Origin of the sequence: Streptomyces sp. NPDC046931, from assembly GCF_040644655.1 — a bacterium.
Taxonomy (GTDB): domain Bacteria; phylum Actinomycetota; class Actinomycetes; order Streptomycetales; family Streptomycetaceae; genus Streptomyces.
The window spans coordinates 16,732-33,983 of sequence record NZ_JBEYWX010000010.1 but is presented as its reverse complement, the minus strand read 5'-3'; the positions used below and the strand labels follow the sequence as shown (position 1 = coordinate 33,983).

The following is a 17,252-nucleotide window of genomic DNA, read 5'->3' as shown; positions in this document are numbered from 1 at the left end:
GAGCCGGGTGCGATCAGGCACCGTACCTCCGCAGCCGGCCCCGGCCCCGGCGCCGCACCCGCCGCCGGCCGAGTTCGGGTACGAGGGCCTGCACGGCAGGAACCCGCTGGGCGGCACGACGTTCGCGGCGATGAGCGCCCGGCTGCCGTCGGTGCTGCGCCGCACCGCGCTGATGGCATGGGAGGCCGAGCGCCGGGCCGTTCTCCTGCTGCTGGGCTGCCAGTTGCTGACCGGCCTGTCCGCCGCGCTCCTGCTGTCCTGCACCGCCCGCGCCATGCGCCATCTGTTCGGCGCCGGACCGGTGTCCGAGCGCCTGCACTCGGCGCTGCCCGCCCTTGTGGTGATCTCCGTCGCGGCGGCCGCCGGCCGGATCGCGGCCTCGCTCTCCTCCTACGCGGACGGACGGATCACCCCGCGGCTGACCACCGCGGCGGACAGTGCCCTGGTGGCGGCCGTGTGCCGGGCGGAGGCGAGCGCATACGCGGAGGACGGGTTCACCGACCGGCAGGAGGCGGCGGAGATGGGGGTGGTCCGCACCCATGTGATGGTGCGGGACGCCACCCGGTTCACCGCGGCCGTCGTGCGGATGGTGACCGCGAGCGGCGTGCTGACCGTGCTGCACCCGCTGCTGCTGCCCCTGCTGCTGCTCGCGGTGGTGCCCGCTGGGGCGGGCGCGGTGCTGTCTGCGAGGGTCACCTATGAGACGCACTACGCGGGGGTGGGCGACCGCACCGTACGGCAGATGATGCGCTGGTGGTCGACGACCTCGAAGTACGGCGACGAGGTCCGCGCCAACGGCATGCGGCGCTATCTGCTGTTCTGGTACCGGACGGTGTCCGAGCGGATCGACGCGCGCACCCTGCGGGCGGCACCGCGGATGCTGCGGATCGAGCTGGTGAGTGCGGCGATCGGCGGCGTCTTTCTGGTGGCGACCTGGACGGCGCTGGCGTGGCTGACCCTGACCGGGCGTATCGCGTTGCCGGTCGCGGCGACGGCCGTGGTGGCCGTGCAGACGACGCTGGCGGCGCTGAGCCAGCTGGTGATCCACGGGGCGGCCATGTTCCACACCTCCCTGTACCTGGCCGACATGCGCTCGTTCCTCGACCTGGCCGCCGAACACGCCCCGAAGCAGACGGCGTTGCTGCCCGGCGGTCCGGTGCGGGAGATCCGCCTCACCGACGTCGTCCATCGCTACCCCGGCAAGGCCACCCCGGCCGTGGACGGTGTCTCGCTGACCCTGCGCCGGGGGCGGATCGTGGCCGTCGTCGGCGAGAACGGCTCGGGCAAGTCGACGCTGGCCCGCCTCATCGCCAGGATCCACCCTGCCGCCTCGGGCACGGTGACCTGGGACGGTGTCGATCTCGCGACGGTCGCCCCGGACAGCGTGTGGGCGCACACCGGTCTCGTCCCCCAGAACTTCGCGCAATGGCCGCTGCGGGTCCGCGAGAACGTCACACTCGGCCAGCCGCACGGGGACGACGACGGGCCGGTGTGGGAGGCACTCGACGCGGTCGGCATGCGCGAGGCGGTCGGGGAACTCCCGCACGGCCCCGACACACTGCTGGCCCGTGAGGTGTTCGGCGGCACGGAGCTGTCAGGCGGGCAGTGGCAGCGACTGGCCTGCTCCCGCGCGTTCTACCGGCGGCCGGGGCTGCTCATCCTGGACGAGCCGACCTCCCAGATGGACGCGCGCGGAGAACACGCCATCCTCGAACGCATCAAGGCCATCGCGTGCGACCGCATCACCGTCGTCATCACCCACCAGCTGGAGAACACACGGGTCGCCGACGAGATCGTGGTCATGCGCCACGGCCGCATCGCCGAACAGGGCCGCTACGACGAACTGGCCACCGCCGGCGGCTTGTTCCAGGAACTGCTCACCCTGTCCAAGGACCGCTGACCCCCCGCGGAGCCGGGGCCCCGGTACCGGTGCCCCGGCTTTGCGGCCGCTCGTCGGGCTCGTGGGACCCGCGCCACACATCGCCGTCCTCGAGCGACGTGCGGGAGCGGGCGGGGCATACGGAGAGACGAGCACGAGGTGACGGCGACGCAGCGCTCCGCCGAGGCCGGGGCCGAGGTGAGGAAGGTGAGACACGATGCGCCCTCAGGGGGCCGAGAACCACCGGGTGATGCCGATGGTGGACTGGCTGCTGGAGACCGCCTCCCTGCGCGACTTTCTCCAGCACCTGGTCGACGACGCGGTCCGGGCCGTCCCCGGCGCGGACGGCTGCGGCGTCACCCTGCAACGCCGCCACCGGCCCCTGACCGTGGTCAGCACCGGCGGGGTGGCCGACAAGCTCGACGAGCGGCAGTACGGGCAGGACGACGGTCCGTGCCTGCAAGCCATGCGCACCGGGCATGTCGTGCGGGTGGCGGACCTGCTCGGCGAGGACCGCTGGGGCACCTACCCCTCCTTGGCGGTCTCCCTCGGCATCCGCTCGTCCCTCTCGTTGCCGATCCCGGTCCGTGCGCACACCGCGGGCGCCCTGAACTTCTACGGCGCCGGGCCGCATGCCTTCACCCACCGGGACGAGAGGGTGCTGGCCCAGTTCGCCGCGCAGGCGGGCGGGGGCATCGCCCTCGCCCAGCGCCTGGCCGACGCGGAGGACTTCACGCGGGACCTGCAGACCGCCCTGCGGTCCCGCGCCGTCATCGACCAGGCCATCGGCGCGATCATGCAGCAGCGGCGGTGCAGCGCCGACCAGGCGTTCGCCGTTCTGCGCACCCTGTCCCAGCAGACCAACAGGAAACTGCGCGAGGTCTGCGCCCGACTGCTCACCGATCTGGGCGGACAGCCGCCCGAGCAGCAGCCGCCTCTGCGGCCCCGGCCCTGACCTCCCGCCCGTCCGGCGGCCGCCGGACGCAGGGACACGGCAGCCGACCACCTGCTGCCGGCACCGCATGACTTACGCCTGTTCGAAATGACTGGGCCTGCCGTCCCGCTGGACCAGGCGCCCCAGCCGCTCCGCCGTACGGCGAGGCATCAGGGTCCAGGTGCCGTCGGCGCGGCGCAGGGCGGCCGAGTGCCAGGGCGTGGTCCAGGCGTCGGGGGCGTCGAGGAGGCGGATGCCGAACTTGGGGGCGCCGGTGGGCTGGGGGTGGATGGACAGGCGGACGGCGTCGGGATGATGCTCGGCGATCAGGCCGCCCCACGCCCTGCTGCGCTGGATGACGCCGTACGCACGCTGCCGGCACCGGCGTTGCAGGGCGGAGCGGCTGCCGGCCCAGTCGGCGGTGTCCTGGACGAGGAAGCGGGTGATGCCCCGGTACAGGGCCAGCGCGTGGTCGTCGGCGCGGATCGCGGCGCGCAGCGCGTCCACGGTGGGGGCGAAGCGACGGCGCACACGGGCACGTCTCGCGTCATGGTCGAGGCCGAGGTCGCCGAGTGCGTCGCGCAGGTCGAAGACGGACAGTGTGGTCAGCCCCTCTTGGGCTATGAGGAGGCGGAGTTCGTCGGCGTAGGCGTCGATGTGCTCGTCGGGCACCTGGACGAGGTCGCCGAAGACATGGCCGTCGGAGCAGATGACCAGGTGGGCACCGGGCGGGTGGATCCGCTGGATCTCGGTGCACAGGGCGTGCAGGAAGGTGAGCGAGAGGCGTTCTCCTTGGTCGGGGAGGTGGCCGAGGACCTTGGCCGGGTTGGGGGATTTGCAGGGGAAGCCGGGCAGGGTGAACACGATGGGGGCGCCGTCGCGTACGAAGTCGGCGATCCGGCGCAGTTGGTGGGGGAACGCCTGCGCGCAGGCGGGGGCCCGGTCGGTCGTGCGGTGGTGCGGCATCAGCAGGTCGAGGATCGCGGCGCTGATGCTCGTGGGGCGGGTGTCGGGCGCGGTCGTCAGCGGCATGGAGGGGCTCCGGAGGGTGTGAGGGCATGTCGGCATGGCGCCGCGGCGCAGATCCGGGCGCCGTCGGGCTGTCGGAGTGGGTGAGCCGGTGCCCGGGTCGGGCGGTGGTGCCGCACCCGGTCCGCGGGCAGTCCGTGTCAGAGGCGCCGGTCGTAGCCGACGGGCAGGTGGTGGGTGCCGCGGCCCAGGACGGCCGGGATCCACTCGATGTCCTCGTCCCTGACGGCCGGATGGAGGCCGGGCAGCCGGGTGAGCAGGGTGCCGAGGGCGATCTGGAGTTCGGCGCGGGCGAGGGCGGCGCCGGGGCAGAAGTGGATGCCGTGGCCGAAGGCGAGGTGGGGGTTGGGGGTGCGGTCGAGGTCGAGCGTGTCGGGGTCCGTGAAGCGCCGGGGGTCGCGGTTGGCGGCGCACAGGGAGACGATCACGGAGTCGCCGGCCGGGACCCGGGTGCCGTGCAGGTCGCTGTCCTGTTCGAAGAAGCGCCAGGTGGTGAGCTCGAAAGCGCTGTCGTAGCGCAGGAGTTCCTCCACCGCACCCGGCAGGAGGCCCGGGTCGTCACGCAGGCGGGCGAGCGGGCCGGGATTGCGGAAGAGGGCGATCAGGGCGGTGGTGATCTGGTTGGTGACCGGCTCCTGACCTGCCACGAGGAGCTGGAAGATCATCGAGTCGAGCTCTTCCTGGGACAGCTCCCGGCGGTCGCGCGCCACGACGAGGCGGCTGAGCAGGTCGTCGTCCCCGTACTCACGCTTGTGGGCGACGACCTCGGCGATATAGCTCTGAAGGCCGTGCAGGCGTGCCTCGTACCGCGGCCGTCCGGGGTCGGTGGGGCCGACCGGCTGGACGACCTTGCCCCAGTCACGGTCGAAGCGGGCCGCCAGCTCCTTCGGGAGGCCGATGACCTCGGCCAGGACGTGGAAGGGGAAGGGGGCGGCGAAGCCGGTGACGAGGTCGGCGGGGCCGGTCTCGGACAGAGCGTCGACCAGTTCGTCCGCCCGTGCCTGGATCCGGGGCCGCAGGCCGTCGATCCGACGCGGCGTGAAGGCGTCGGTGACCAAGCGCCGCATCCGGGTGTGTTTCGGCGGGTCCTGGTGGAGGAGGTGGGCCTGGAGCTGGGAGTGCTGCGGTTCGGGCATGATCGAGGCGCGGGCCCGCCAGCGGTCGTTGCCCCGGTCGTGGTTCTTGCCGAGGCGGTCGTCGTTCAGGGCGGCGTGCGCGGCGTCGTAGCCGGTGACGAGCCAGGCCCGGACGCCGCTGGGGAAGAGGACACGGTGGACCGGGCCGGCTTCGCGCATCCGCCGGTACAGGGGGTAGGGGTCGGCCTTGTAGGGGCAGCCCGTCAGCGGCACGGGCTCCGGCAGGGCCTCGCCGGCCGTCCCGGATTCCTGGATGGTCATGAAAGAGCCTCCTCAGAGGGCGAGTTCGGGCTGGTGGTGGTCCAGCCACAGGGCGAGGTCGACGACGCGTTCGAGGCGCAGGCGGTGTCCCCACTCCAGCCGGTCGGGCGGGCTGTCGAGGCAGGGCTTGATGCGGGTCTCGTCGGCCAGGGCGCGGACCTGTTCGCCGGCCAGCGCGTCGCGGGCCATGGCCTGAAGGCCGCGGTTGTAGTCGGGGTGGTGGGTGGCCGGGTAGTGGTTCTTGGGGCGGTACAGCACCGAGTCGGGGGCGAGACCGGCGCCCGCCGCGCGCAGCAGGCTCTTCTCACGGCCGTCGAAGCTCTTCAGCGCCCAGGGCGTGGTGAAGACGTACTCGACGAGGCGGTGGTCGCAGTAGGGGACGCGCACCTCCAGTCCCTGGGCCATGCTCAACCGGTCCTTGCGGTGCAGGAGTTGGCGCAGCCAGCGGGTCAGGGACAGATGCTGCATCTCGCGCTGCCGGTGTTCGGCGGGGCTCTCGCCGTCCAGGTGCGGGACGGCGGCCAGGGCACTGCGATAGGTGTCGTCGCGGAACTCGCCGATGCGCAGGTCGAGTTCGGGGTTCAGCGGCATGGCGGCCTCGTCGCCGGTGACCAGCAGCCAGGGGAAGGTCCGGGCGGCGAGCGCCTGCGGGCTGTGGAACCAGGGGTAGCCGCCGAACACCTCGTCGGCGGCCTCGCCGGACAGGGCGACTGTGGAGTGCCGGCGTATCTCGCCGAAGAGGAGATACAGCGAGGTGTCCATGTCGCCGACGCCGATCGGCGAGTCGCGAGCCACGACGACCGCCTTGCGGTGCTCGGGGTCGAGCAGGGCGCGCGGGTCGAGTACGACGGTGCTGTGGTCGGTGCCGATGAAGGCGCCGGCCTCGGCGGCGTACGGGGTGTCGTGCCCGGTGCGCAGGACGTCGCCGGTGAACTGTTCGGCCTGATCGCTGTAGTCGACGGCGTAGGACCGGAGGCGGGCGCCCGGCCCCTCGCGCAGCCGGAGCTCGTCGGCGAGCAAGGCCGTCAGGACGGTGGAGTCGATGCCTCCGGACAGCAGGCTGCACACGGGTACGTCGGCCTCCAGTTGGCTGCGGGCCGCCGCGCCGACCAGCTGCCGGGTCCGCTCCACGGTCGTCTCCCGGTCGTCCGTGTGGGCGCCGGCCTCCAGCTGCCAGTAGCGGCGTTCCCGGATGCCGTCCCGGTCCAGCACCAGCAGCCCGCCCGGCTCGACCTCGCGTACCCCGGACCAGACCGTCGGACCGGTGTTGAACAGCAGGCTGTACGCCTCCCGCAGTCCGTCCGCGTCCACCCGGGGCCTGATCTCCGGGTGGGCGAAGAGGGCCTTCGGCTCCGAGGCGAAGGCCAGACCGCCGTCGACCACGGACCAGAACAGGGGCTTGACACCGAGCCGGTCGCGGACCAGCACCAGCCGCTGGGCGCGCTCGTCCCATACGGCGAAGGCGAACATGCCCTCGAGATGACGGGCGACGTCCTCGCCCCATTCGGCGTATGCGCGCAGTACGACCTCGGTGTCGCTGCGCGTGCGGAACTCGTGGCCCAGGGCGCGCAGCCGGGACCGGAGTTCGTGATGGTTGTAGACCTCGCCGCTGTAGGTGAGCACGAGATCCGGCCGCTCCGGCCGGTCCGTCATCGGCTGCACGCCGCCGGCCGGGTCGATGACGGCCAGGCGGCGATGGCCGATCGCGACGCGCTCCCCGAGCCAGACACCCCCGGTGTCGGGCCCTCGTGGGGTGAGCGTGCCGGTCATGGCCTCGATGACCGGCGCCTGGGTACGGGCGTCGAGGTGGAAGGACGCCCAGCCGGTGATTCCGCACATGGGGACTCCTGGGTCAGGGGGAGAGGGTGTCGGCGGTCTGCTGCGGCGCGGAGGCGTTCCACCGGCCGGGCAGGAGGAGCAGGGGTACGGCGGCACAGGCGGCGACGGCGGCCAGAGCGAGCCCGGCGTGGACGCCGTGGTGGGGTCCGGCAAGGCTCCATGCGGCGGTGGCCAGGGCCGGGCCGAGGGCGAAACCCAGGCCGCGGGCGAGCTGGACGGTCGATCCGGCGGTCGCTGTGCGCTCCGGCGGGACGACGCCCATGACCAGGGCCTGGGTCGGGCCGCCGTTCAGTCCCATGCCGATGCCCGCCAGGGCGAGCCGCCAGGCGGCATCCATCGGTGACCAGTCACCGCTCAGCGGAACGAGAAGCAGCAGACCGACGGCCGTGAGCATGGCACCGGCCACCGCCGTTGGCCGGGAACCGCAGCGGTCTGCGAGACGTCCGCCGGGCGGTCCGGCCAGGCCCATGCCGAGCGGGAAGGCGAGCACGGTCAGACCGGTTGTGGTGGCGCTGACACCGCCGTCGCGCTGAAGGTGCAGAGCGATCACGTAGTGCAGGGCGGCGAAGCCGGCCGCCAGGGCCAGGACGGCCCCGTGCACCCGGGCCAGGCCCGGGACCCGCAGCACGCCGGTCAGCGGACGTCCCCCGGGGCCGCGCAGCCACCACCACAGCGGCGGGATCGCGGCGAGCGTGAGCACCCACCATCGCGGATCGTCCGGGGCGAGGGTCAGCGTCAGCAGCAGCGCCGCGACACCGCCCGCCACCAGCAACGCGTCCACCAGTGAGCGCCGGTCGGGCAGGCGCAGTCGGCCGTCCCGTGGCATCGCCCTCCACGCCACCGCCACGGCGAGCACACAGAAGGGGATCTTGAGGAGGAAGACGGCGCGCCAGCCGACATGGTCCAGCAGCAGTCCGCCCAGGGCCGGTCCGGTCACCGCACCAAGAGGCCCCAGGGTGGCGGGCACGCTCATCGCCCGCCCTCGCAGCTCCGGCCGTACGGACCGGATCGCGAGCACCGGCATCAGCACGAACAGCACCGCGGCGAAGACGCCCTGTGCGAGACGAGCGGCGATCAGCCAGGCCGCCCAGGGGGCGGCGGCCGCCAGGGCGCTGCACAGGGCGAATCCGGCGGTCGCGGCCGGCACGGCGGAGCGCACGCCCCCGCCGTCCAGCCACCGCCCCAGGGGCAACAGCAGTGCGACCACCGGAAGTTGGTAGGCCAGTACGGCCCACTGCGCGGTCGCCGCGGAGACATGCAGACCGTCGGCGATGCTCGCCAAGGCCACGTTGACGATGTTCATGTCGAGCATCGCCACAAACGACAGGACGCCCGCCACGGCCACCAGCGGCCACCGGTCCCGGCCGACGGGTATGTGACCGGGCTGCTGCGCACCGGGCCCTCGGTGAGTCACCTGACGCCCCTCACCGTCGCGGGTCGGCTGCCGGACACCGGCGCCTGAGGGCCGGCCTGTGCCCGGTGGTCGAAGGCGATCAGCGCGTCGCCGGTGAGGGGATGGTCGACCACGACCGCCCGGACGCCGAAGACCTCCGCCATGAGCTCGGGGGTGAGGACATCGCGCGGCGGCCCCGAGGCGACCACGGACCCGGCGTGCAGGACGTGCAGCCGGTCGCACACGGAGGCGGCGGCGTTGAGGTCGTGCAGCGACACCAGAGTCGTACGGCGTCCGGTGCGCAGCAGGGCCAGCAGGTCGACCTGGTGGCGGATGTCGAGGTGGTTGGTCGGCTCGTCCAGGACCAGGACGTCCGGGTCCTGGGCGAACGCCCTGGCCAGCAGGACGCGTTGGCGTTCGCCGCCGGACAGCGCCGTGAACCGGCGCCCCGCGTGCGCGTCCATGCCGACGTCGGCCAGGGCCCTGGAGACGATGTCCCGGTCGGCGGCGTCCTCCCCGGCGAACGCCCGCTTGTAGGGCGTACGGCCCATGGCGACGACCTCGCGTACGGACATTTCGAAGTCGCTGCCCCGCTCCTGCGGCAGCGCGGCCACGTGCCGCGCCGACCGCACCGGGGACAGCTCGCGAAGGTCGGTGCCGGCCAGCAGGACGCGCCCGGCCGTGGGCCTCAGATGCCGGTAGACGGTGCGCAGAAGCGTCGACTTGCCACTGCCGTTGGGTCCGACCAGCCCAGTGATCTCCCCTTCGGCCGCGACCAGATGCGCGCCCGCCACCACCGTGCGGCCCGCGTATGCGACGTGCAGATCCTCGATGTCGATTCTCAACTGCCGCTCCCCAGGCGCCTGTCCAGCAGATACAGCAGGGCCGGAGCGCCCAGCAGCGAGGTGACCACGCCCACCGGCAGCTCCTGTGTGTCCATCGCCGTACGGCACACGATGTCGACCGTCACCAGCAGCACCGCCCCGAACAGCGCCGAGACGGGCAGCAGGCGCCGGTGGTCGCCGCCGACGGCCAGGCGGCAGACGTGCGGCACCATCAGGGCGACGAACGCGATCGCGCCCGAGACCGCGACGAGGACACCGGTGAGCACGCTGGTCACGGTGAACAGTTCGCGGCGCAGCCGAGTGACGTCGATGCCGAGGCCGGCCGCGGTCTCGTCGCCCATCAGCAGGGCGTTCAGGCCCCGGGCGCGCGCCTGGAGCCAGAACAGGGCGGTCGGTACGGTGACGGCGGGTACGGCCAGCAGCTGCCAGCTCGCCCCGCCGAGGCTGCCCATGAGCCAGAACAGGACGCTGTGGGTCTGCTGCTCGTCCCCGGCCTGCAACACCAGATAGCTGGTGAAGCCGGACAGGAACTGGCCGATGGCGACCCCGGCCAGCACCAGCCGCAGCGGCGCGAAACCTCCGCCGCGCCTCGCCACCGCCCACACCAGCGCGAAGGTGGCCAGAGCCCCGGCGAAGGCCGCGCCCGACAGGCCCAGTCCGAGGCCGCCGCCCGCGCCGAGGCCGAGCACGATCGCGGCGACCGCGCCCAGAGAAGCGCCGTTGGAGATGCCCAGCAGATACGGGTCGGCCAACGGGTTGCGCACCAGCGCCTGCACCGCCGTACCGACGACCCCGAGTCCGGCACCCACCAGCGCGGCCGACAAGGCTCTGGGCACGCGTAGTTGCCACACGATCAGGTCGTCGGTGCCCGGGCGGGGAGCCTCGCCGGAGAGCCTTCGCCACACCACGCCCCACACCTCGCCGGGCGGGATCGACGTCGAGCCCCAGGCGACGGCCGCCGTCAGAACGGCCAGCAGCGCCACTCCCAGGACGACCGCCGACGGCCCCGCCGGCAGACTCCGCGCCTTTGCCGCGGCGCCCTTGGACCCGCGGCGCACCAAGAGGGAGGACACCACTAGCCGACCTTGCCGGGGTAGAGGGTCTTGGCGATCTCCTCGACCGTGTCGGCGTTCTCGACCCCCGCGATCGTGGTGCGTTCGGAACCGATGCGCAGGAACCGGCCTTCCACGACCGCCTTCAGCCCCTTGGTGGCCGCGTTGGACTCAAGCCACCGCTCGGCTTCGTCGAACGCCTTCTTGTTCGCCGGCCCACTGCCCCGGTCGCGCACTCCGAGCTGGATCCAGTCCGGGTTCCTGGCGATCACGTCCTCCCAGGAGGCCTGCCGGTAGTCGCGGTCGCAGTCGGCGAAGACGTTGCGGGCACCGGCCAGGGTGATGACCGCGTTGGCGACCTGACGGTTGCAGGTGACGGTGGGCTGCTTGGTGCCGGCGTCGTAGTCGAAGAAGAAGTACGTCGGCCGTGCGCTCTCGGCCGTGCCGCCGACCGCCTTGCGGACGGCGTCCGTCTTCTCCTTCATCCCCGCGACGAGTTTCCGCGCCTGTGCGCTCGTGCCAGTGACCGCGCCGAGTGAGACGATGTCGGCCTGGACCGCGGACAGATCGGTCACCGGGCTCTTGCGCTGCGCCGCGCAGGCGGTGGATTTCAGGTAGATGTGCTTGATCCCGGCCGCCTTGAACTCCTCCGGCGTCGGGGCGTCGCCCATCCCTTGACCGCCCATGCCGCCCATGGAGGCGAAGGTGTCGATGTACAGGTCGGCGCCGGAGCCGAGCAGCTTCTCCTTCGGGATCACGCTCCGGCCGAGCACCGGCACCTTTCGCGCCTGCGCGTCGAGCCCGCCGGGCAGTGTGCCCTTGCCCGGCGGGAAGCCGGTGCCGACCACCTTCGCTCCGGCGCCCAGGCGCAGCAGCAGCTCCAGGCCGGCGGCGTTGCTCGTGACGATCCTCTTGGGAGCGGCGGAGAAGGTGGTCCTGGCACCCATGCAGTCGGTCATGGACACCGGGTAGGCGCCGGAGACGGCGTTCTCGGCCTTCTCCCCCGCGTTCTCGTCCGTCGCGCCTTTCCGCCCGCCGCCGCAGCCAGTCGCCAGCAGGCCGCCGAGCACGACTGCCGCCGTGCCGCCCCACACACGTGAACGCATCGAAAACTCCCCAGGATCCACTCGGTACGCGGGCGACCTCCGTCACCCGGTCCAGAAGTCGGGCCGAACCCCCGTCGAGTTCCGCCCTGTCGGGAATCCGGCTCGGGACAACCACTCTCGGCAGGCATGCGGTGAGACCCGGGAACCCGGCAGGGAGCCGCCTCGCATCAAGGCCCCGGTGCCGGCCGCCTCCGGCCGGCACCGGCGCCCTTCCACGGGAGCGGGGTTCAGGCCGCGACGACGGCGGGCTTGTCCTCCCCCACTGCCTCGAGGGCGGGCGAGGTGCTCCCTTCGTCCAGCAGATCCATCAGAGTCGCCCGGGCACGGGCCACGCGCGAGCGCACCGTGCCGACCGGGCAGTCGCTGACCTCGGCGGCCTCCGCGTAGGGCAGCCCGACCACCTGGGTGAGGACGAACGCCTCCCGGCGCTCGTCCGGCAGTGAGGCCAGCAGGTCCAGCAGAGCGATCCCGTCGTCGAAGCCGGGCAGCCCGCTCGGCTGGGCCAGTTCAACGGCCAGCTGCCAGTCCGGTACGTCGGACAGGCGGGGCCTTGCGGCGGCGTACCGATAGCTGTCGATCACCGCGCGGCGCGCGATGGACAGCAGCCAGGCACGCGCCGAGGAACGCCCCTCGAACCGGTGCAGGCTGCCGAGCGCACGCAGGAACGTGTCCTGTGCCAGGTCGTCCACGGCCTGCGGGTCACCGCAGAGGTGGGCGACATAGCGCTGGACGTCGCGGTGCACTGCGCGCACGAACCGCTCGACCGCGTCCGTGTCACCGCTTCGGGCAGCGAGCGCCCAAGCGGTGATCGACTCGTCGGGCGACGCCGTCGTGTCGGCGCTACGGCGCGATGTGTCGCCGGTGCGGCGCGAGGTGGGCAGGGCAGGGGTCATCACCTGGTGTCCTTCTCGGTCATCCGTGATCCGGACCGGCGGCATGCGAGTACGCGGACGGTCCGGATGAGTGGGGAGACGGCCCTACGGCGCGGCGCTACGGCGCTACGGCGCTGTACGGCTGGAGCGCCTGCGCGACTGAGACGGCGCCCGCGCGGGCGTACGGCCGTGGCCCGAGGCGCGCAGGGGCAGCCCCGGGAAACCAGCTGTCCTCAGACGACAGCCGTCCCCACGGGCGGACCCCGAGAGGTGATCGCGTGGACGAGAAGGAGAAGACGCGGCCCCCGGTCCGAGCGCCGGCGACGCACCCGCAGGCGCGGGCGATCCGGCGTGGCGGGCACGGCGAGCAGCAGCCGCAGCGGCGCGGCCAGCCATCCGGCCACGGCCCGCAGGATCCGGAACGCGGCCCTCTCGCCGTACGCCAGCCACAGCCCGCACAGCAGGGCGGCCAGCAGGTGGGCGGCGAGCATACCGACGGACGACGAGCCACCGCCGGTCATCGAGTGCCCCAGGTGGTCCATGGGGCTTGTACTCATGTGGTCCATGGGGCTCGTACCCATGTGATCCATGGGGCTCGTACCCATGTGATCCATGCGGCTCATGTCCATGGACCCCATATCCATGGAGTCCATCCCCCTGGAGCCCATCGCCATGGAGCGCATGCCGTCCATGCCCATGCCGCCCGTGGATGTGACTGCCCCGGATGCCCCGCAGGACGACTGGGCGAACGAGAACGCCTCGTGCAGCACCGTCTGCGCGGCGACCACGACCGTCACGACCAACGGCAGTCCGCGCTCACGCCCCGCCAGGCACCAGCCGGCAGCGCCGGTCAGGGCCACGCCCACGGCCAGCGCCCACGAGGGCACCTCGCCGCCGGACATCAGAACGTGGCCGAGGGCGGCGAGCAGCACGCATACGGCCGCGAACACCGCGGCCCGTATCGTGCGAGCACACCACCCTGCTGTCATGGCGCCTCATCCTCGCATCCGGGCTTCGGTCGTCATGCGGGGGTACGGAATCCGACAGGGCACTTCACTCAACGCGTCACACGTGATCCAGACCACGACGTCCTGCCGGAACTGGCAAGGATTTCTACCCGACTTCCGGGAGAGAACGCTTTTCGACGATGATCCAGCGGCCACTGACTTATGATCCAAGGGAATAAGCTTGAGCCATTAGGGGAGTGGATGAAGGCACGCCCGGGCCTGACCGTCGACAAGATCGCACAGGCCGCTGCCGCCTTGGCCGACGAGGTCGGCCTCGGAGGGGTCACCCTCTCGGCCCTTGCCCGCAGCTTCGGCGTCAAGGACGCCAGCCTGTACTCGCACGTCAAGAACATTCAGGACGTACGGACCCGGGTGGCCCTGCTCGCAGCCGAGGAGATGAGCGCCGAACTCGCCGTCGCCATCGCCGGCCGGTCGGCCGAGGACGCGCTGATGGCCTTCGCCGACGCCTACCGCGCCTTTGCACTGCGCTACCCGGGACGGTACGCGGCGACACAGATGCGGCTGGATCTGGATCAGATCGCCGATGAGAAGGGGTTCGTCCGCAGCATCGAGCTGACGTACGCGGTACTGCGCGCCTACAACCTGGAAGAGCCCGACCTGACCGACGCAGTGCGTTTTATGCGCAGTACGTTCCACGGCTTCATCAACATCGAGTCGGTCGGCGGGTTCGGGGACCCGCGTGACATCGACGAGTCCTGGCGCAAGGCCGTCGCGGCGGTGCACTCGGCGCTACGGCAGTGGCCCCGCACCAAGGCCTCCTAGCGCGCCTTCGGAGTCCAAAGGCTGCTCTCGACCTCGACGGTGAAGTCGACATGAGACTCGCGCCTGTGAAACCTGCTCAGGCCTGCTTGGAGCTGCCGGGCGGGAGGAACAGCGCAGGGACCGCGGTGACGGCCACGAAGCCGAGGGCCCACCGGAAGACGGCACCGAACTCCGCGGCCGCACCGCCTGCCGAGGAGACGTAGTGCTGCAGGAGCAGTGCGATGACCGTGGTGCCCACGGCACCGCCGAGCTGCTGCGAGACCGCGTTGGCCGTGGTGGCGGCCGGCACGCTGGTGGTCGGCAGCGAGTGGTAAAGCGTGACCATGACGGGCGCCGCCGCCAGGGCCAGGCCGATGCCCTGTGCGAAGAGGGCGGCGAGCAGGAGGACGTTCACCTCGGCGGTGTCGGCCAGGGCGAACGTCGTGAGGCCCGCCGCGACCAGGAGTAGCCCGACGAGGACCAGTGCCCGGGGGTTGCTCTTGGTGTCGATGACCCGGCCGACGAGCAGCACCGCCACCGCCGTTCCGACCCCCTGCGCCACCATGATCGCTCCGGCACCCAGGGGGCCCTTCCCGCCGGCCTGCTGGAAGAACAGCGGGACCAGCACAACGACTCCGTAGAGACCGAAGTTGTTGAGCAGGGTGATGGAGGTGGAGGCCGCGAAGGCCCGGTCACGGAAGAGTGAGAAGTCCACGACGCCGGGGGTCTTGGACCGGACGGCCCGCACCCCGTGCACGGCGAGCAGCAACACGCCCACCGCGATCGGCAGGAGCACCGGCGTGCCGGTCGGCGACGTGCCCTTGGCCAGGTCGCTGAGGCCGAGGATGGTCGCGGCCAGGCCGCCGCCCATGGTGAGCAGCCCGGCGAGGTCGAGACGCCCCGGCATCTGCCCCTTGGCGTTCGGGAGGTTCCGCGCGGACAGGACGATCACGGTGAGGATGATCGGCACATTCAGGAAGAACACCCACCGCCAGGAGAACTCCTGGATGAGCGTGCCGCCCAGCACGGGGCCGAGCACCGGCGCGACAAGCAGCGGAACGGACATCATCGTCATCATCCGGCCCATCTGGGCTCGGCCGGCGACCTCGACGACGATGATCCGCATCAGCGGGAAGAGCATGCTTGCGCCGAGGCCCTGCACCGCCCGGAAGGTGATGAGGCTGTCCAGCGACCACGCGGTCCCGCACAGGAGCGAGCCCAGCAGGAAGACGGAGAGCGAGGCGATCCAGGTGGCGGTCGCGCCGAAGCGCTGAGCCGCCCATCCAGTCGCCGGGATGACCGACGACATCGCGAGGAGATACGCGGTGGACGCCCACTGGGCGTCCACGAGGCCGACGTCGAAGTACTCGGTGAACGAGTGCATGGCGACGCCGACGATCGTGGTGTCCAACAGGGCGACGAACGCTCCCAGGGCCAGGACGAGTGCCACGACGACGGGCGAGCGCTCCGTCGGCGCGGTGGCCGCGTCGGCCGGCGCCTCCTCCTCGGTGCTCGTGGTGCTGGTCTCCTCGGACATGAACTTGCCTTTCCTCCGCAGTGTCTGGCAGTGACAAGCCCAACCTAGGAACCTTAGGGTTTTGCCTACTATACATAGGTACTGCTGGCGTCCGGATCACGAAGAAATTGACCGACCCGGAAATCCGCTCACGTTCGTCAACTGCCCGAAGGGCGAGATCAGTCGCCTCACCGTGCCGCGGGATCTTCCCTGACTCCCCTGGAGTGGCCTGGACTTCCTCGGATGGCGCGACCCGGCCGCGCCGCAGCGGTGGGCGAGTACATCTGCAGCAATCTGTCCCGCTCCCTGTACGTGCGGGGCAAGAAGCGGGCGGAGCCCGGAGGCCGCCTCAAGGAGTCCCTCACCGAGGAGGGCGCTTTCGGTATGCAGCACACCTCGGACGTGCTCACGGGCCGCGCCGACCTGATGGAGCGTTACGTCGAGATGCTCGACGCCCCCTTCAAGGGCTGCTTGCCGAGCCGTTCACAACCCCAGCCGACAGGGCAGCATGCACACCACGACATCGGTACGTGCCCGCAGCACCGTGGCGGGGAGCAGGCCCCGCTGGTTCTGAAGGATCTTGTAGCGGCGGTGGTGGGACTCGACCTCGGGGATGAGGACGGCGATCTGGCGTCCGTCCTGGGAAGCGCGCTGTACGTAGTCGACCATCGGCTGCACGAGGGAGCGGTGCGGGCTGTCGATCACGTCGAGCCGAACGCCCGGGTCCCAGCGCTCCCATGCCTCCCGCAGGGCGCGGATCTTGTCGGGGTCGGCCTGGACGGCGACGGCGACGGCGACCCCCTCGTCCCCCAGGGTGAGGGCGGCGCTGATGGCGTGCCGCGCGATGTTGCTGACGTCGCCCAGCGGGACGATCACCAGGCTCGAACCACGCCGGTCGGGTGGGTCGGGAACGCGGCCGAGCCCCAGCTCCTCCCCCACGGCGGTGTAGTAGCGCTCGATGCGGGCGAAGAGCAGCAGCATCAGCGGGACGGCGATGACGACCACCCACGCTTCTTCCGCGAACTTCGTGGTGAGAAGGATGACGCCCGCCAGGGTGGTCAGCAGCGCCCCCGTGCCGTTGATCAGCGCGCGGCCTTTCCACCCCTCCGGTGTCTGCGTCGCCCAGTGCCGCACGAGGCCGCTCGACCAGCGTCGGCTCCGGGACGAGCGGTGCGTCCTCGGTACGGCGGACGGCGGCCCGCAGTCAGGCCGGCACCTCGTCCATGCTGAAACGCTTGGTGATGTAGTCGTCGGCGCCGGCATCCAGGGCGGCGACCTTCTCGTCGGACGCCTGGCGGGCCGAGAGCACCAGGATCGGCACGCGCGTCCAGCCGCGCAGGGCCTTGATGACGTCGGCGCCGTCCATGTCGGGCAGCCCGAGGTCGAGCAGCACCACGTCGGGCTGACGCGCGGCGGGGAGCCGCAGGGCCGTGGCCCCGTCCGGGGCGGCGTCCACGCCGTAGTGGCGTGCCTGCAGGTTGATGACGAGGGCCCGTACGAGCTGCGGGTCGTCCTCCACCACGAGCACCCGGGTCATGGGGCTGTGTCTCTCCTGTCGTACGTCGGTCCGTGCCCGGCGGAAGCGGGTCAACCGGCTTCATGGCGGCGGGAGCCTGCGGAT

Annotated in this window: 14 protein-coding genes and 2 pseudogenes; 4 read left to right on the top strand and 12 right to left on the bottom strand. The window is 71.8% G+C overall.

The window, feature by feature from the left end:
- The first annotated feature begins 7 nt into the window (after positions 1–7).
- Together ABZ876_RS19315 and ABZ876_RS19310 are read left to right on the top strand one after the other, a co-directional pair.
- Positions 8–1,900, top strand: a complete 1,893-nt coding sequence (locus ABZ876_RS19315; RefSeq protein WP_361782166.1) for an ABC transporter ATP-binding protein — start codon at positions 8–10, stop codon at positions 1,898–1,900.
- Between the two features lie 196 nt (positions 1,901–2,096).
- A complete protein-coding gene (locus ABZ876_RS19310) occupies positions 2,097–2,834 on the top strand; it encodes a GAF and ANTAR domain-containing protein (protein ID WP_361782163.1) in 738 nt (245 codons plus the stop codon).
- 72 nt (positions 2,835–2,906) lie between these two features.
- On the opposite strand, the gene ABZ876_RS19305 is transcribed toward ABZ876_RS19310, so the two are convergent.
- From ABZ876_RS19305 to ABZ876_RS19265, 9 genes are all read right to left on the bottom strand, one after another.
- Positions 2,907–3,845 carry an isocyanide synthase family protein gene (locus ABZ876_RS19305; protein ID WP_361782160.1) on the bottom strand — a complete coding sequence of 313 codons (939 nt, stop codon included), beginning with the start codon at positions 3,843–3,845 and terminating at the stop codon, positions 2,907–2,909.
- A gap of 137 nt (positions 3,846–3,982) precedes the next feature.
- Entirely contained in the window at positions 3,983–5,239 is a 1,257-nt protein-coding gene (locus ABZ876_RS19300) for a cytochrome P450 (protein WP_361782157.1), read from the bottom strand.
- 12 nt (positions 5,240–5,251) lie between these two features.
- The gene (asnB, locus tag ABZ876_RS19295; RefSeq protein ID WP_361782154.1) at positions 5,252–7,078 is read right to left on the bottom strand and encodes an asparagine synthase (glutamine-hydrolyzing); all 1,827 of its coding nucleotides are present in this window, start codon (positions 7,076–7,078) and stop codon (positions 5,252–5,254) included.
- A 13-nt stretch (positions 7,079–7,091) separates the two neighbouring features.
- Positions 7,092–8,492, bottom strand: a complete 1,401-nt coding sequence (locus tag ABZ876_RS19290; protein ID WP_361782151.1) for an MFS transporter — start codon at positions 8,490–8,492, stop codon at positions 7,092–7,094.
- The gene (locus ABZ876_RS19285) at positions 8,489–9,316 is read right to left on the bottom strand and encodes an ABC transporter ATP-binding protein (protein WP_361782148.1); all 828 of its coding nucleotides are present in this window, start codon (positions 9,314–9,316) and stop codon (positions 8,489–8,491) included. The genes ABZ876_RS19290 and ABZ876_RS19285 overlap by 4 nt, the downstream gene beginning before the upstream one ends.
- Positions 9,313–10,389, bottom strand: coding sequence for an iron ABC transporter permease (locus tag ABZ876_RS19280; protein ID WP_361782145.1), 1,077 nt, complete (start codon positions 10,387–10,389; stop codon positions 9,313–9,315). Before ABZ876_RS19280 ends, ABZ876_RS19285 begins: the two co-directional genes overlap by 4 nt.
- Positions 10,390–10,391: 2 nt before the next feature.
- Positions 10,392–11,474: an ABC transporter substrate-binding protein gene (locus ABZ876_RS19275; protein ID WP_361782142.1), complete on the bottom strand. Its 1,083-nt coding sequence runs from the start codon at positions 11,472–11,474 to the stop codon at positions 10,392–10,394.
- Positions 11,475–11,701: 227 nt separating this feature from the next.
- Positions 11,702–12,367, bottom strand: a complete 666-nt coding sequence (locus ABZ876_RS19270; protein ID WP_361782139.1) for a sigma-70 family RNA polymerase sigma factor — start codon at positions 12,365–12,367, stop codon at positions 11,702–11,704.
- A gap of 212 nt (positions 12,368–12,579) precedes the next feature.
- Positions 12,580–13,335 carry a hypothetical protein gene (locus ABZ876_RS19265; RefSeq protein ID WP_361782137.1) on the bottom strand — a complete coding sequence of 252 codons (756 nt, stop codon included), beginning with the start codon at positions 13,333–13,335 and terminating at the stop codon, positions 12,580–12,582.
- Between the two features lie 219 nt (positions 13,336–13,554).
- On the opposite strand from ABZ876_RS19265, the gene ABZ876_RS19260 reads away from it, so the two are divergent.
- Positions 13,555–14,136 (top strand): WHG domain-containing protein, encoded by a 582-nt coding sequence (locus tag ABZ876_RS19260; protein WP_361782134.1) that lies wholly within the window; start codon positions 13,555–13,557, stop codon positions 14,134–14,136.
- Between the two features lie 76 nt (positions 14,137–14,212).
- Here ABZ876_RS19260 and ABZ876_RS19255 read toward each other — a convergent pair whose 3' ends face one another.
- The gene (locus tag ABZ876_RS19255; protein ID WP_361782132.1) at positions 14,213–15,652 is read right to left on the bottom strand and encodes a DHA2 family efflux MFS transporter permease subunit; all 1,440 of its coding nucleotides are present in this window, start codon (positions 15,650–15,652) and stop codon (positions 14,213–14,215) included.
- 95 nt (positions 15,653–15,747) lie between these two features.
- Here ABZ876_RS19255 and ABZ876_RS19250 point away from each other — a divergent pair.
- Positions 15,748–15,997: pseudogene (locus tag ABZ876_RS19250) on the top strand (FBP domain-containing protein); the annotation flags it as partial.
- 117 nt (positions 15,998–16,114) lie between these two features.
- Here ABZ876_RS19250 and ABZ876_RS19245 read toward each other — a convergent pair.
- Both ABZ876_RS19245 and ABZ876_RS19240 read right to left on the bottom strand, forming a co-directional pair.
- Positions 16,115–16,765, bottom strand: a complete 651-nt coding sequence (locus tag ABZ876_RS19245) for a hypothetical protein (protein ID WP_361782705.1) — start codon at positions 16,763–16,765, stop codon at positions 16,115–16,117.
- A gap of 7 nt (positions 16,766–16,772) precedes the next feature.
- A pseudogene (locus ABZ876_RS19240) lies at positions 16,773–17,168 on the bottom strand (response regulator); the annotation flags it as partial.
- Positions 17,169–17,252: the final 84 nt, after the last annotated feature.